Annotated in this window: 11 protein-coding genes; 1 reads left to right on the top strand and 10 read right to left on the bottom strand. The window is 48.4% G+C overall.

All coding sequences use genetic code 11. The features are described from left to right. Positions 1–11 precede the first annotated feature (11 nt). From ACMVP2_RS26080 to ACMVP2_RS26090, 3 genes are all read right to left on the bottom strand, one after another. Complete coding sequence (locus ACMVP2_RS26080) at positions 12–851, bottom strand: transglutaminase domain-containing protein (protein WP_416865773.1); 840 nt, start codon at positions 849–851, stop codon at positions 12–14. Then, positions 824–1,561, bottom strand: a complete 738-nt coding sequence (locus tag ACMVP2_RS26085) for a carboxypeptidase-like regulatory domain-containing protein (protein WP_416865774.1) — start codon at positions 1,559–1,561, stop codon at positions 824–826. Before ACMVP2_RS26085 ends, ACMVP2_RS26080 begins: the two co-directional genes overlap by 28 nt. Before the next feature lie 139 nt (positions 1,562–1,700). Continuing rightward, positions 1,701–2,426 (bottom strand): carboxypeptidase-like regulatory domain-containing protein, encoded by a 726-nt coding sequence (locus ACMVP2_RS26090; RefSeq protein ID WP_416865775.1) that lies wholly within the window; start codon positions 2,424–2,426, stop codon positions 1,701–1,703. Positions 2,427–3,084: 658 nt separating this feature from the next. Between ACMVP2_RS26090 and ACMVP2_RS26095 the strand changes: the two genes are divergently transcribed. Continuing rightward, positions 3,085–9,423, top strand: coding sequence for a cadherin domain-containing protein (locus ACMVP2_RS26095; RefSeq protein WP_416865776.1), 6,339 nt, complete (start codon positions 3,085–3,087; stop codon positions 9,421–9,423). A 696-nt stretch (positions 9,424–10,119) separates the two neighbouring features. Here ACMVP2_RS26095 and ACMVP2_RS26100 read toward each other — a convergent pair. From ACMVP2_RS26100 to ACMVP2_RS26130, 7 genes are all read right to left on the bottom strand, one after another. Next, a complete protein-coding gene (locus ACMVP2_RS26100; protein ID WP_416865777.1) occupies positions 10,120–11,151 on the bottom strand; it encodes a transglutaminase domain-containing protein in 1,032 nt (343 codons plus the stop codon). Beyond that, positions 11,124–11,861 carry a carboxypeptidase-like regulatory domain-containing protein gene (locus tag ACMVP2_RS26105; RefSeq protein ID WP_416865778.1) on the bottom strand — a complete coding sequence of 246 codons (738 nt, stop codon included), beginning with the start codon at positions 11,859–11,861 and terminating at the stop codon, positions 11,124–11,126. The genes ACMVP2_RS26100 and ACMVP2_RS26105 overlap by 28 nt, the downstream gene beginning before the upstream one ends. A 150-nt stretch (positions 11,862–12,011) precedes the next feature. After that, complete coding sequence (locus ACMVP2_RS26110) at positions 12,012–13,067, bottom strand: DNA polymerase beta superfamily protein (protein WP_416865779.1); 1,056 nt, start codon at positions 13,065–13,067, stop codon at positions 12,012–12,014. Beyond that, positions 13,067–13,819: a DNA polymerase beta superfamily protein gene (locus tag ACMVP2_RS26115; protein WP_416865780.1), complete on the bottom strand. Its 753-nt coding sequence runs from the start codon at positions 13,817–13,819 to the stop codon at positions 13,067–13,069. The genes ACMVP2_RS26110 and ACMVP2_RS26115 overlap by 1 nt, the downstream gene beginning before the upstream one ends. Before the next feature lie 109 nt (positions 13,820–13,928). After that, positions 13,929–14,843, bottom strand: coding sequence for a TIGR01777 family oxidoreductase (locus tag ACMVP2_RS26120; RefSeq protein ID WP_416865781.1), 915 nt, complete (start codon positions 14,841–14,843; stop codon positions 13,929–13,931). Further along, positions 14,840–15,175 carry a hypothetical protein gene (locus ACMVP2_RS26125; protein WP_416865782.1) on the bottom strand — a complete coding sequence of 112 codons (336 nt, stop codon included), beginning with the start codon at positions 15,173–15,175 and terminating at the stop codon, positions 14,840–14,842. The genes ACMVP2_RS26120 and ACMVP2_RS26125 overlap by 4 nt, the downstream gene beginning before the upstream one ends. Next, positions 15,172–15,540, bottom strand: coding sequence for a hypothetical protein (locus ACMVP2_RS26130; RefSeq protein WP_416865783.1), 369 nt, complete (start codon positions 15,538–15,540; stop codon positions 15,172–15,174). The genes ACMVP2_RS26125 and ACMVP2_RS26130 overlap by 4 nt, the downstream gene beginning before the upstream one ends. Positions 15,541–15,559 lie beyond the last annotated feature (19 nt).

The raw sequence follows: 15,559 nt of genomic DNA on the forward strand, positions 1-15,559 counted from the left end.
TCTGGTTGAATCTAAGCACTGAAACGAAAGGTTATAGGTACTTTCCTCGTAGCGGCAACATGAAAAGTGGTTGGCGCTACGGGAAGAATTTCCTGGCCAATGCCATCGTTGTACACTAATGGCCCGTTGAGGTAAGAGGTCAGGCTGGGCTGGGCTTCCATCAGCAGCCAGCGGGTGTCGAGCGGGTAATGGTTGCGCACAAACAGCTCCGGAGGCGTGAGAAAATAGACTTCTCTGAATTGCTTGATAAATAAGCCCTGCTGCGTGTCGATGGTGCCGCTCGACCAGGTAGCGTCACATAAGTACCATTGGCCGCTGAGCTGCACGGCATTCCATGAATGATTGGGCACTCCAGGCCCACCAATATTAGCTTCGGCATTGCGGCCATAGCCATCTACGATCACACTCTCAATACCGGCATGGTATGCCAGCTCCCGGATCAGGTAGGCATAGCCAGTGCACACCGTTGAGTGCTGCTGAAGCAGCCTCTTAAACACCTGCGGCGCAAATTTCCTGTTCCAGTCGTCGAGGGCATCCGCATCGTCGAGTAGCTTTTTTCTTTTGGCCTGGTTGCGTTCAAAGTACTCGAAGTCGTTGTCTATATTATTGCATACCCATCGGTAAATGGCTCGGAACTTCTCCAGGTCATTGGTGAAGGGTTGGGTGAGCTTATGCGAAAGATCGTTGAGGTTCGCCAGAGAATAGCCCGGGTAAAGCGCAGCAACGCTGTCGGCCCGGGCAAAATCCACCTGCGCTATTGCTGGTGACTGTGCCCATAGCTGCACCGAGAAAAGAAGGTGAAGCGCAACAAGGAGCATCTGCTTCAAAACAGGTTGGCTACTTTTTGCCATGCGTTGCGGAAAGGGTTTGATTTGGTTGCGTAAATGTGGTCAATAGATAACTGCCCCATAATCATGGAGCAAAACTTCAAATTCATTTCGAGGGGGACTTCAAGATTTGATGCTGCGTTCTTGGGGACAATATACTCCTGAGTGTTATATCCTATGAAGCTAAAAACAAGGACATCGCCAGGCATCAATGGTTTAGGAAATACAAATTGCCCATCAATATCCGAAACAACCCCGGTTGTGCTACCTTTTAAGACAACAGTAATCCCTGCAAGAGTTTCCTTTGTTTCATTATCAACTATGGTTCCCTTCGCCGTATATCCTTCCGGGTTCGCCACACTCTTTTCCTCTTTGCTATCTTTACTCTGCACATCCTCAACCTCTCCTTTTCCAGAAACAGTCTGCGCATCGGCCCTTCCGCTTTCAAACATCAGCAACGCCGTGAGAAATCCGGCCTGCAACCATTTCCAACCTGCATGCGTGGTGGGTGCTGTTACCTGGGCATATTCTTTGAGCTGCGCAGGGTGAAATCGTCCGCAGGTGTGGGATTGGCCGTTGCTGAAATACCGGAGAATTTCCTGATCGCTCATTTTCGTAAAATCAACAACAGTCTTTTGGCACGACTGGCAAAACCCGCCTTCAGGCCTGGCCTCGAAATCAGACCATTTTTCATCACATGGCTTTGCTACAGACAGGAAGAATTGCTTTTTCATAGCGTTTCGCTTCACGGTTGGTATAAGTTAGAACAACCAATTGGTTAAAGCCACTTAAGGGGAGGAAAAAAGCTGCGGCTACTTCAGTGCTCAAAGTCACTCGCAGGAAATGTTGAAGGAAGGCCAGGAAGAGTCAGTTTCAAAACAAGCTGGCTACTTTTTGCCATGCGCTGCGGAAAGGGTTTGATTTGGTGGTGTAGATATGGTTGACGGATACTTCGCCCTTGATATCGTAGCACATTTTCATAGGTATGTCAATAATGGCTGGTGCATCTTTTGACACGGTATATTCCTTGTGATCGTAGCCGATAAAACTGAATACCAGCACATCGCCCCGCTGCAATGGCTTGGGAAACGTAAATTTTCCGTCCATGTCTGAAACCACTCCTATTGTATCACCCTTTAAATAAATATTAGCGCCCGGAATAACATCATTTGATTCTCGGTCAATAATGGTGCCTTTGACAGTATGCACTGCCTGCTTCACTGAACTCTTTTCCTCTTTGTTATCCTTACTCTGCACATCCTCAACCCCTCCTTTTCCAGAAACAGTCTGCGCATCGGTCCTTCCGCTTTCAAACATCAGCAACGCCGTAAGAAATCCGGCTTGCAGCCATTTCCAACCTGCATGCGTGGTGGGTGCTGTTACCTGGGCATATTCTTTGAGTTGCGTCGGGTGAAATCGTCCGCAGGTGTGGGACTGGCGGTCGCTGAAATACCGGAGAATTTCCTGGTCGTTCATTTTCGTAAAATCAACAACAGTCTTTTGGCACGACTGGCAAAACCCGCCTTCGGGCTTGGCTTCGAAATCAGACCATTTTTCATCACATGGCTTTGCTACAGACAGGGAGAATTGCTTTTTCATAGCGTTTCGCTTCACGGTTGATATAAGATAGAACAACCAATTGGTTAAAGCCACTTAAGGGAAGGAAAAAAGCTGCGGCTTGTGCGGTTCCCAGCGTCCCTTGTAGAAGACCCTGAAGGAAGTTCACTTATATATGTCGTACCTACGGCACTCAGCCTCGCTGTAAGCACCAGTTTTACCGGGCTGGCGTCCCTATGGGACTTATGGAGGCCTTACCGGTGGCATCGAGGCGGGTATAATTCTAAGGTGATGGGGTATCTCTCCAAAAATACGCTTCAACCAGGAATCACACCAAACTGTTGCCTTTCTACCAGAGTTCCGGCGCCTGACCGCCGCTGCCCAAGGGGCTTTCTCCGCCGTACCGACGCCTGACTGCCAAATCCCGTAGGGACGACTAGCGGTCAGCTCAGCCGATAGCAATCGGCTCCATCGCAAGTGCCCCGCAACACGTATTATTTCAGTACTCTTGCCAACGACTCAAAGTCTGTCAAGCCTCCTGACAAGCCATTTTTCGCCCAATGAATCCAGGCTTCAACAACACTTTCAACTTGTTCTGCTAGTAGGCCATAGCGGCCTCCCGCCAGCAAATATTGACCCTGGTCAAACTAGTCTATCTCACTGAAAGTGAGTATATTCATTTCAACTTAAGCCGAACATTATGAGAAATTACCTGCTCACCCTGGCTACTGTTGTTACTATTTTTCAGAATACTCTGGCCCAGGCACCCTACCTGAACTACTCTGCTCCTATTGACTTCTCACAAACCGGCTCTGTCAGCTATAGTGGTATTTCCCACAGCATTAGCTCCCAGCAGGTAGTTCCGGGTGGTCTGAGTTTTAGCCTGAATGGACAAGCCCTGTTTATTATTGGAGGGCAACTTGCCGCCTTCTCAAAAATATCAGAATTCAGTCTGACCAATGCCTTTGACCTCACTGATGTTAGTTTTACAGGCAACAGCTACTCGCTTACCTCGTATGAAAGCCATCCAGGCGGTCTGGCTTTTGATCTTTATGGCAACAAAATGTTTACCGTGGGTACCGGTAGCAGCAGTATTCATGAATTTGCCCTTTCTTCCACGTTTGGAATAACCTCAGGCGTGACCTATAACGGCACACCGGGGGGTAATTCCTGGGAAGATTTAGCCTTCAACACCAGCGGCACCAAAATCATTGTGCTGGGCGATGATGCCAATGTGCGTCAGTACACAATTACGCTACCATACGACGTCATCAACCTGGGTGGGCCGAGCTACGATGGCACAGCGATAGATGTTTCGAATGAAGAATCAAGTCCTACCGACTTTGCCTTCAATGCCAACGGCACCAAGCTCTTTGTACTTGGTACCAGTGATAAGAAGGTTCACCAGTACAGTGTAGGGGCTCCCTTCGACATTACGGCAGGTGTGAGTTACGATGGCGTGGCGTTTGATATTTCATCCCAGGAATCCACTCCTACCGGCCTGACATTCAATAATACCAATACCCACATGTATGTAGTGGGCTTGCAAAACAAAACAGTGTATCAGTACAGCCAAAGCAGCGATGTATTCCACGAAACCAGCGCTAATGATGGTACCCTGGAAGGCTCAATGATCGTCACACTGAAGGGGCATACTTTCGCCAATGCAGGTGGCACCCTTACCTCACCTACTCATTTTACCATTAGCAACCTACCAGCCGGGCTCACACCAAGCATTGCGGTGCACTCTTCCGGTGTTTATGGCGTTTTGACCCTCTCCGGAAACGCCACAGTTTGGAATGATGTCAGTGCCCTCACTTTCACCTTTACCAACGATGCCTTCACCAGTGTTGGCGCTGCAGGCATCGTCAATGCAGTCGCAGGGAACAGCAAATTGGGTATTCGGTTCAACGAACGAAAGCTGACCTATTCGCCAGAAATTGACCTGGCGAAGACAAATAAAATTATCCACAATAGCAAAACCTCCGATGTGTCTGCCGATATAAACGTTCCGGCCGGCTTTGCTTTCAACAAGGATGGGTCAAAGCTTTTTGTCACGGGTCTGGATGCAGAGGTTCATGAATACAAGCTTATTGCTCCTTTCAATATCACCTTAGGGGCTATTCACCAGGCCAATACGCTGGATGTATCTTCAGCACTCACTTTTCCGCAGGATGTCGCTTTCAGCGACGATGGCCACAAGATGTATGTGCTTGGTAGTGCAGAGAAAGAGATCAACCAGTATGCCCTGCATACTCCCTTTGTCATCTCCTCGGGTGTTAGCCTGGAAGGTAATCCATTGAGCCTCTCCTCACAGGATGCCTCACCAACAAGCTTTGTTTTTGATCCGGAAGGAAGCAAATTGTTTGTAGTAGGCACCACCAGTAAAGCTGTGTATCAGTACAATCTGGCAACCCCATTTGATATTACTTCCGGCACAAGTTATAGTGGATTTTCCTTCAGTTTATCCAACGAGAACACCAGCCCCCGAGGCATTTCTTTTAATGCTTCTGGCACCAAAATGTTTATCGTCAGTGAAGGCGACGATGAGATCAATAGCTATAGCCTGGCTACCCCTTTCGACATCTCCTCAGGTGTAACATTCGATGGCAGTCCTCTCAGTGTAGCCAACGAGGAATCCAATCCTGTGGATATCATTTTGCATCCCAACGGAACCAGGATGTTTGTACTGGGAAGCGGAGACAAAGAGATTAGCCAATACAATTTGGCTTTCGGCTTTGAAGAGGCAGGAGCCAACGATGGCAGTATAAACGGAAAAGGGATGATCAGGCTTAAGGGAGGCAGTTTTACGAATGCCGGTGGCACCCTCTCGGCGGGCACACATTATTCCATCGCCAATCTTCCAGCAGGTCTTACACCTCAAATCGACGTTTATGCTGATGGCAAGTCTGCTGTGCTCACCCTAACAGGAAATGCCATCGCACACGACTACGTTAATGCCGTGGGCAACCTAAAATTAACCTTTACCGATGCAGCATTTGTTAATGGAGGAGCCGCATATATTGACCAGGCAGTTTCGGCAGGCACTGGTTGGTTTATTAGCTTCACAGGCGATCCTGCGATTACTTATCACCCATCTATTGACATCACCGCCAGCAACGCTATTGTCTACAGCGGCAATCACTTTGACTTATCGGCTGAAGAGATGACGCCATACGACCTGGTTTTCAGAAACGACGGCTACAAAATGTATGTGGTGGGCTATGAAGCCAAAGAATTAAACCAGTATAGCCTCACAACTCCCTTTGATGTCACCTCATCCGTATCTTTTGATGGGACTCCACTTGACCTGTCTGCAGGAGGATTCGTGCCGGTAAGTTTGGCGTTTACCCCTTCCGGAGAAAAGCTCATTGTAATTGGCGTTGATGGTGACCTCAGGCAGTACAGTTTATCCACACCTTTTAGCACCACGTCGGGTGTGACGTTTGATGGAAACGCCTACAATACCCAGCCTGAGGTCAACAATTGTACAGGCCTGGCTTTCAGTAACGACGGTCTCAGGATGTTTGTGATTGGTAATGGAGGTAAATCGATAGCGCAATATGATTTGCCAGCCTACTACTATATAACCGACGGATTGGCTTACGCAGGGGAACTTTTCGATGTCAGCAGCCAGGAAACGCTTGCCAGTGATCTCGCTTTTTCACCTGATGGAAAGAAATTGTTGGTGTCGGGTGTTTTGAGCAAGAAAATTCATCAATACAGCCTTTCCAGCCCGTTCGATCTGACGTCAGATGTAACTTACGATAGCAACCCCTACACAATCCCTGCGGGGGCAATGCTACCGAACGGTATAGTCCTGGGGAATAATGGTAAAGTACTTTTCACGGTGGGGCTGGATCAGGGGGTTGGGCCAACGAAAAGGGAAATCAATCAATTTGCCATTTCAGTAAACGGCTTCTACGAAGCACCCTTAAACAATGGCAGTGTAAATGGTGGACTCTCGGTAGATTTGATTGGTGATACATTTGCCCATAGCGGCGGTACCATGACATTGTCTGCTGACTACACAATCACCGGAGCTCCTGCTGGCCTTTCTCCCATTTTATCCGTTGATCCCACAGGGCGTTCAGCTATCCTTGGATGGTCAGGTCAGGCCGACAACCATGAAGATGCCGACGATGTAGCAGAGCTGGTCATTACATTCTTAAATGCTGCCTTTTCAGGCAACGATGCATCCGCCGTTGCTAATTCCACAGCTGCCGGCACTGGCGCCGGCATAGACTTCAGAGACAATAATACACCCACTTTTCTTTCAGCTACCAGCGCAGATTTTGTGGAGAACGGAACAGGAATTGCAATGGACGTACAAGGCACTGATGGAGAGGGAAGTGCAGCAGATGCCAATATCACCTATACTATAAGTGGTGGAGCGGATGCATCAATCTTTTCGATCAACCCGGCAACTGGCGAATTGAGTTTCGCTACAGCCCCCGACTTTGACGCACCTACTGATGCCAACACCGACAATGACTATGTTATTGATGTAACCATTGATGATGGTAGCGCCTCTAACGGCACCGCCACCCAAACCATTACCATCAGCGTGACCGATATTGACGAAGACCCCGTATTCCTTTCTGCTTCCAGTGCCGATTTTGAGGAGAACGGGATTGGGACGGTGCTGGATATCAACGCCAGCGATGAAAGCGGATCAGCCGACGAAGGTCTCATTTACTTTACCAGTGGTGGCGCAGATCAGGCCAAATTCACCTTTCCGTCAACGTCCGATGGCCTTTTGAAGTTTGTGTCGCCACCTGACTTTGAGAACCCGGGCGATGCCAATGCTGACAATGTATATGAGGTGGAAGTGACAGCAAGGGACAATACTGGTCATACATCAGTGCAGGTTGTTTCCATAACGGTAACGGACGTGAATGAAGCACCCGTTTTTGTAACCTCTTCAACGCCAATCGTCGCCGAAAACACCAGTGAAGCTGTCATCGACATCAATGCTAACAATGGAGACGGTGGGGCGTCCGACGACGGTATCACTTACAATATTAGTGGTGGTGTTGACCAGTCGTTGTTCAGCCTTGTTACCGCCTCTGGTGTTTTAGCATTCAAAAACCCGCCTGATTTTGAACATCCCGGCGATAATGACGGCAACAACACCTACCTGATCGAAGTAAGTGCGGCAGATGGCGAATATACCACAGTGCAGGCCCTGATAGTTTCTGTTACCAATATGGACGATCCGCCCATCTTCGTAAGTGCCAGTATAGCAGATTATCCAGAAAATCAGACGTCCTTTGCAATGGATATTAATGCCAATAATGGTGACGGACCGACGAATGACGAGCTGGTCACCTATAGCGTGGTGGGTGGCACTGACATGACCAGCTTCTACATAGATCAAAATATTGGATACCTATATTTTAATGTTCCACCGGACTTTGAACATCCGACGGATGCAAACACAGACAATACCTATTCTGTTGAAATAAAGGCCAGCGACGGGGTCAATAATACGATGCAAACGGTTACTATTACGGTAACCAATGTTGACGAGTCTCCCATTTTCGTGTCGGGCAGGGAGGTGTCGTTCCCCGAGAATAGCAGTGAGACAGTAATAGATATAGATGCCAATAATGGAGATGGTGGTGGTTCGGACGTGGGACTGTCGTACAGCATAGTCGGGGGCAATGATCAACAGTTCTTTAGTGTAGACGCCGGGTCCGGAACTGTCCGTTTTATTGTTCCACCCGACTTCGAAAATCCAACCGACGCCGACCAAGCCAATACCTATGAAGTAACTATCAGCGCAAGTGACGGTGCCTTCTCTACCGAACTTGGGCTCACGGTCACAGTAACAGATCAAGACGATAACTCCGCACCTACTATTAGTGCGCAAACCTTTACTATCCCGGAAAATAGCCAATCTGGATTCGTTGTGGGAACCGTGCAGGCCAACGACCCAGAGGGAAGTGCCCTGACCTTTGCTATTGTCCAGGGAAATACTGAAGAAGGTTTCTCGATTAGCCCCTCAACGGGGCAACTGAGGGTGGCCAGCACCCAGGTTATGGATTTTGAAACAAACCCTTCCTTCAGTCTACTGATTCAGGTAACTGATGACCAGGGCGCCAGTGCTTCGGCTTCAATAACCGTCCAGCTTACCGACGTGGACGAAACTGGCAATCATCCTCCAGATGCTTCCAACGAAACATTTACCATCAACGAAAACAGTCCGCTCGCAACAATAGTCGGCAACATTACTGCAAGCGACGAAGATGGCGACAACCTGGTGTTTGCGATCACAGCTGGCAATATTGGCAATGCCTTTGAAGTTGGCTCGAATACAGGTCAGTTGTCAGTATTGAATCCTGCTGCCCTGGATTTTGAAACAACACCAACATTTGTGCTTTCGGTTGAAGTCTCTGATGGCAGAGGCGGTGTTGTGACGGCGGAAATCACAGTGAACCTGGCAGACATCAACGAAGACGTGGGTAACTCGGCACCTACTGTGCAAAATATGTCAATTTCTATACCGGAACAGCAACCAGTAGGGTTTCTCGTGACAAAAATAGCCGCTAGTGATCCTGACGGAGATGCACTAACCTTTACCATAGAAAACGGCAATGTTGGCGACGCCTTCGCCATAAGCGCTGCTAGTGGGCAGGTAACTGTCAATAATAGTGACGCAGTTGACTTTGAAACTATGCCCTCCTTTGAGCTGACGATTGGTGTTGACGACGGCAACGGCGGACATTCTAATGGATCGTTGTCCATAACACTGGAAGATGTAGACGAAGGACTCCTTGGAATGAAAACTGATGCCGTTTATTTCAAAGCTTATCCTAACCCAACAAGTAAAGATCTTATTATTGAATTCATGAAGAGCCCGGTGGCTGCATCAATACAGGTAGTGGATATGGCAGGAAAGACCGTGTATTCGAACCAAAACGCAAAAGGACGAACCCTAACAGTGTCTCTCGCTGATGTGCCGGTGGGCATGTATTTGGTCAATATTCGGTTGGATGATGGCATGCGCCAACAGGTCAGAATAATCAAAAAATAGCTCGTTTCTTTTGCACCCGGAAGGGGTTTCGAGCGGAAACTGCCTTCAGTTCGCTGCCTGCTTTAGTCGCTGGCATTTTCTCCCGGGTGCTTCGAAAAAGCACCTTTTCTATTACATAATGATCATAGACAACATCAAATGGCGGCCTCCAGGGCCACTGCGAAGCTCTCTTTTTGTCTACCGAGCTACCAGGCGCCGCCACCCGCACAGTCATTACCACGTCCGATTGCCTGGCCAGTTCTTCCAGTAACTGTGCAAAGACAACGCCCTCCTTCCTTTGGCGGTCCCGGGATGGAAACTGGCACTACTAAAAAACCTTTATCGCTCCGGTCATTAAAGGGGTTGCACTTGCAGGGTGGCTAGAGTAACCCCCTTAATCAGACCATTTGGCTCCGGAAGGGTGCGCCAGGCGGGGGAAGTTTACTTGGTTTTAGAAAGGCCATTGAGCTCCGAGTTGCGGAGAGCAGCAACAAAGACTACAAAAGTTTTGTCTGTTGAGCATAAGGCTGCTTGGCTGGCAGCGGTGCTGCGAAAAACCTGCGCTGGCTGGGCTCCCAAACTTTTGTAGTCTGGGCAGCGCTGGCCAGCTTGCACTATGAAAAAACCCTTTATCGCTCCGGTCATTAAAGGGGTTACACATGCAGAGTGGCTAGAGTAACCCCTTTTATCAGAGCATTTCACTCCGGAAGGGTGCTACTACTTCCCTACTCTTACTTCATAGGTAAAGAGGTAATTGCCACTATTTCTCACATGCAGGGCATAGGTGCCACGAGCGGGGAAAGTGTGGATGATGTTGTACAGTCCGTCTGCTTCCGGAGTGACCTCTGGACTGAGATCAAGTACATGGCTTCCCTGCACAATTTCTAGGGTCAGCTCTTCTGGTTGAATCGGAGCACTGAAGCGAAAGGTTATAGGTACTTTCCTAGTAGCGGTAACATGAAAAGTGGCTGGTGCTACCGGAAGGATTTCCTGACCTATGCCATCGTTGTAAACCAATGGCCCGTTGAGATAGGAGGTCAGGCTGGGCTGGGCTTCCATCAGCAGCCAGCGGGTGTCGAGCGGGTAATGGTTGAGCACAAACAGCTCCGGCGGCGTGAGAAAATAAGCCTCTCTGAATTGCTTGATAAACAAGCCCTGCTGCGTATCGATGGTGCCGCTCGACCAGGTAGCGTCACATAAGTACCACTGGCCGCTGAGCTGCACGGCATTCCATGAATGATTGGGCACTCCAGGCCCACCAATATTAGCTTCGGCATTACGGCCGTAGCCATCTACGATCACACTCTCAATGCCGGCATGGTACGCCAGCTCCCGGATCAGGTAGGCATAGCCAGTGCACACCGTTGAGTGCTGCTGAAGCAGCCTCTTAAATACCTGCGGCGCAAATTTCCTGTTCCAGTCGTCAAGAGCATCCGCATCGCTAAGTAGCTTTTTTCTTTTGGCTTGGTTGCGTTCGAAGTACTCAAAGTCATTATCTATATTATTACACACCCAGCGGTAAATGGCCCGGAACTTCTCAATGTCGTTGGTAAAGGGTTGGGTGAGCTTATGAGAAAGACCGTTAAGGTTGGCCAGAGAATAGCCCGGGTAAAGCGCAGCAACGCTGTCGGCCCGGGCAAAATCCGCCTGCGCTATTGCTGGTGACTGTGCCCATAGCTGCACCGAAAAAAGAACGTGAAGCACAACAAGGAGCATCTGCTTCAAAACAGGCTGGCTACTTTTTGCCATGCGTTGCGGAAGGGGTTTGATTTGGTTGCGTAAATGTGGTCAATAGATAACTGCCCCATAATCATGGAGCAAAACTTCAAATTCATTTCGAGGGGGACTTCAAGATTTGATGCTGCGTTCTTGGGGACAATATACTCCTGAGTGTTATATCCTATGAAGCTAAAAACAAGGACATCGCCAGGCATCAATGGTTTAGGAAATACAAATTGCCCATCAATATCCGAAACAACCCCGGTTGTGCTACCTTTTAAGACAACAGTAATCCCTGCAAGAGTTTCCTTTGTTTCATTATCAACTATGGTTCCCTTCGCCGTATATCCTTCCAGGTTCGCCACACTCTTTTCCTCTTTGCTATCTTTACTCTGCACATCCTCAACCTCTCCTTTTCCAGAAACAGTCTGCGCATCGGCCCTTCCGCTTTCAAACATCAGCAACGCCGTGAGAAATCCGGCCTGCAACCATTTCCAACCTGCATGCGTGGTGGGTGCAGTCACCTGAGCATATTCTTTGAGCTGCGCCGGGTGAAATCGTCCGCAGGTGTGGGACTGGCGGTCGCTGAAATACCTGAGAATTTCCTGATCGTTCATTTTCGTAAAATCAACAACAGTCTTTTGGCACGACTGGCAAAACCCGCCTTCGGGTGTGGTTTGGAAGTTGGACCAGTTTTCAGTGCATGGACTGGCAACTGACAGAGAGAATTGCTGTTTCATACTCTTTAGTTTCACGGTTGGTTAATATACAACAACCGAGGTGATTCGTCCACTTACAAAGAACAAAAAACCACCCTCACAGTTTTAATTTCAAATGAAGACGCTGAACAGAAACAGGTGGATCATGAACCGCTCGCCTGCAACTTAGACCTACCTGTTCCGATAAAACTGATCCCGCATGTCGACCAGCGCTCTGTTAAGTTCTGCAACATCGGGGAACTCGGGCAATGCCGATGTCGCATAGGCAACTTCAATCTCGCCAATTTTCTCCTCAGCCCGCTGCAGCAAGTCATCATACTGAAACTCTCCCGTCTCTATACTGAGCAGGTACTCTCTGTCATGCCTTCGCACATGGAGCTTCCCTTCTCTGCCAATTTCTTCGCACATGGTCAGCAGTCGAAATGTGTGCATCATGTTCTTGGCATCATAATTCTTACCGTGTTGGAGGGTGTTTTGATACCGTACATCATTTCGTTTTTCTGCCCACTCCCAGTATTCTTTGTACTCTTTACAATGCTTTGAATAGCCAGATTTATTAAAGGACAATATGGCAACAGGGGCTAGTCCTGATGGAATTGAGCTAAGCGTAATATCATTTGCCTCCGATCCGCTAACAATTCCCCTGAACTCTCCCGGCCCCTGATAAAGCCCATATACTTCATGCATATGAGGAATATTCGCTACCCCACACTCAGTTTGGTTAATACCATTTTTATTCAGAAAGTCTATCACAGGAATTGAGCCCTGTCCTTGCGCTACAAAGCAGAAGTCCAGCACGCTTTTTCGATCTCTTTCCACTGGATTAAGAATCTTCTTATTCAGCCCCTTTGCTTTTCGTACCTGTGTCATGGCATATCCTCCGAAGCTTTCTTTACACTGCTTCGATAATAAATCCATCTCTCTCAAACGCTTAAACAGTGGATGAATCTTCAGTACCGAATCATCGGGTGTATAAAGCATTTCCAGCATATTGGGGTTACTTCTGGCCAGCAATTCAACAAAGCGTTTTAACTCGTAGTAAACCGTGTCATTGGTGGCGTCGCTTACCTGTTCGACATAATTTAGCCCATAGTAGTCCACTTTGGGCAAAATGAATACTCCCTTAATGTCTTCATCAGAGGTTGGGGTGGCAAGTCCATAAGCGTGACTTCCACTTAGGCACTCAAATATGATGATGTCTCTGGCTCTTAATTCTTCAATTGACATTATTCGGCCTTGACGGTTTTTCGATAAAATTCCTCCAGTTTATCAAAGTCGCCTTTTCCGGGTGACAGTGATGGGAAAGCAGTTTCATTCTGTTCAATCACATCCCGCAGAAAGTGTAAAATGACTGGTTCCTGAGGATGAAGATAGTCTTCTTTCTGCGTGGCTTTGAGCTCGATAAGCGATATTATTTTATCCCGAACTTCTTCACCGGCAACACTTAACATTTTTGTTATTTCAATATGAGGAACGGAGCCTTTTTCCCGGATCCAGGCACCTGCAATAGCAGTTCGAAGCGCATAGAAATACTTTTTCAGCTTTACTTCTTCGCTACTACACGCCTCGAGGTATTTTTTTGACATGCTCAGATAATGATGCATAGTAGCGATTGGTGAGAAGCATTGGGCAGCCACCTCCCGTATGCCTGATAAGAAGGTGAGGTCCGCCTGATAGACTATGGGAGACTGAATCCACTCGAGAATGGGTGCGTTTGATTTCCACAGCAATTGTAGTGCTTTTTTGATCTCCCACCCTCCGATGTCCAGTTCGTCATTAATGGGAAGGTCTATTGTATCCTTTTTATCTGTTAACGACAGGTGCCAGTCGAGGCTATGGGCGTAGATGAACCGTACATCATAGTCGCTATTTGGCGAGGGAAAGCCCCATGCACGAGATCCCGATTCGCACGCATAAAGTACCTTTATATTGTAATCTTGCTCTATTTGAGTAAGTTTTTTCCTGATCAAATCTTCCATGTTTTCAAGAATACGATGAATGACCGATTAAAGTCAACTAAGAGTTTAAAAGTTTCTTTGCACTTGAGAAAACCTATTATGGAAATGATCGGTCATTGGTTCGGGCCTCTTACCTCTTTAAAAGTTCACTCAGTGCTATATCAAGCTTCGGATACTGAAACTCGAACCCGCTTTCTTGCAACCGCTGGGGAACTACCCATCTGCTTTTCAGTATCAGTTCGGTTTCCGTTTGGATGAGCCATGCACCCATCTTTAACATCCATGCTGGCATAGGCAAGCCAAAAGGTCTGCCTACCGCTTTTCTGAGAAGCCTCATCACTTCACTATTAGGTAAAGGGTGAGGCGCAGCAGCATTATACACTCCATTTGCTTGCTCATTTTCAATTGCATAGTCCACAACCCTGGCAAAGTCCGCTTCGTGTAGCCAGCTGAAGTATTGGTTGCCACTTCCCTGCTTTCCACCCATCCCTAGCCTAGCGAGGTGCTTCAGCGGTTGCAAGGCTCCACCATTTTTGCCCAGCACGATGGCTGTTCGTAAGGCTACTTTGCGGGTACCTGGTGTGTCAGCATCAAAGAAGGTTTGCTCCCACTTCTTGCACACATCTACGGAAAACCCTTCACCCAACTCTCCGGTAGCCTCATCCATGGGTCTGTCGAGTGCATGCCGGTAGATAGTGGCCGAGGCTGCATTGACCCATACTTTTGGCGGGTTTTTCAATTGGCTGATGGCCTTGCCGAGTACGTAGGTGGCATCTATTCGGGTATCGTAAATCAGTTGCTTGTTACTTTCCGTGTAGCGGCAGTCGACTGATTTGCCGTTGAGGTTGATGAGCGCCGTGGCCCCCTCCAACTGATTTGTCCAATAGCCGAGAGTGCGGCCATCCCACTTATAGTAGTGGATGCCGGGCGTGTTCAGTCGGTGGGTCCTGGTAAGCACGACAACCTGTGCCCCTCGGGCAACAAAATAGTCCGCCAGCACCGTTCCTAAAAAACCGGAGCCCCCGGCGATGATGATTTTTTTCATAATTGGGTTTGCCTGTAGGCTTGAAATGAAACATACCAAAACAACACAGCCAGACACGCCGGAATGGCAATGATCAGTACAGGAGCATTGTCTCCCCAAAACATGACAGTGACGAGGTAAAGGGTGGACACGGTCGTGTGCACCAGCCCCGGTTTGCTTCGGTGCTGTGCGGAAGCCGCCAGCTGAATGGACGCCAGAAACTGCGTGACGCCCAGCGGCAGGGCTAATATGAGCAGCCAATAAACTGACTCGCCAAAGGCCAGCTGTGCCATCCCGAGTAGAACAGCCAGCCCGCAAAGGACTGACTGTAGAAAGAAGTTGAACCGGATCATTTTTGGGTAGGTTGAAGAGTTTGATTAGCCCTGCTCCGAAGTTTGAAGAAGACAAACAAATTGAAGAAATGCATGCCACCAAGAATAAGAATGATGGCGCCGAGCTTGGTGCTGAGCTTTTCCATTACGACCTGTACGCTGTCGATGGTGCCGAAGATCTGCAGTGTGTAGATGGCATAGCCTACATTGATCAGGTAAAAGCCGACGACCAGCAGCCTGTTCACACTGTCGGCCAGCTCTGCATTGCCATGAAAAATGTCTACCAGAAATAGTCTGCCGTTCTTGAACAGTGTTGAGGCTACCCATACTGTGATGGCCACGCTCACGGGGATGTAAATCAGGTAACTAACGATGTTGTAATTCATGATATATGGGATTTAGTGA

The organism is Imperialibacter sp. (assembly GCF_048007035.1).
Lineage (GTDB): Bacteria > Bacteroidota > Bacteroidia > Cytophagales > Cyclobacteriaceae > Imperialibacter.

What these genes read in the sequence shown, in the direction of transcription:
- ACMVP2_RS26080 (WP_416865773.1), bottom strand. Translation starts at nt 851, where the DNA reads ATGGCAAAAAGTAGCCAACCTGTTTTGAAGCAGATGCTCCTTGTTGCG.
- ACMVP2_RS26085 (WP_416865774.1), bottom strand. Translation starts at nt 1,561, where the DNA reads ATGAAAAAGCAATTCTTCCTGTCTGTAGCAAAGCCATGTGATGAAAAA.
- ACMVP2_RS26090 (WP_416865775.1), bottom strand. Translation starts at nt 2,426, where the DNA reads ATGAAAAAGCAATTCTCCCTGTCTGTAGCAAAGCCATGTGATGAAAAA.
- ACMVP2_RS26095 (WP_416865776.1), top strand. Translation starts at nt 3,085, where the DNA reads ATGAGAAATTACCTGCTCACCCTGGCTACTGTTGTTACTATTTTTCAG.
- ACMVP2_RS26100 (WP_416865777.1), bottom strand. Translation starts at nt 11,151, where the DNA reads ATGGCAAAAAGTAGCCAGCCTGTTTTGAAGCAGATGCTCCTTGTTGTG.
- ACMVP2_RS26105 (WP_416865778.1), bottom strand. Translation starts at nt 11,861, where the DNA reads ATGAAACAGCAATTCTCTCTGTCAGTTGCCAGTCCATGCACTGAAAAC.
- ACMVP2_RS26110 (WP_416865779.1), bottom strand. Translation starts at nt 13,067, where the DNA reads ATGTCAATTGAAGAATTAAGAGCCAGAGACATCATCATATTTGAGTGC.
- ACMVP2_RS26115 (WP_416865780.1), bottom strand. Translation starts at nt 13,819, where the DNA reads ATGGAAGATTTGATCAGGAAAAAACTTACTCAAATAGAGCAAGATTAC.
- ACMVP2_RS26120 (WP_416865781.1), bottom strand. Translation starts at nt 14,843, where the DNA reads ATGAAAAAAATCATCATCGCCGGGGGCTCCGGTTTTTTAGGAACGGTG.
- ACMVP2_RS26125 (WP_416865782.1), bottom strand. Translation starts at nt 15,175, where the DNA reads ATGATCCGGTTCAACTTCTTTCTACAGTCAGTCCTTTGCGGGCTGGCT.
- ACMVP2_RS26130 (WP_416865783.1), bottom strand. Translation starts at nt 15,540, where the DNA reads ATGAATTACAACATCGTTAGTTACCTGATTTACATCCCCGTGAGCGTG.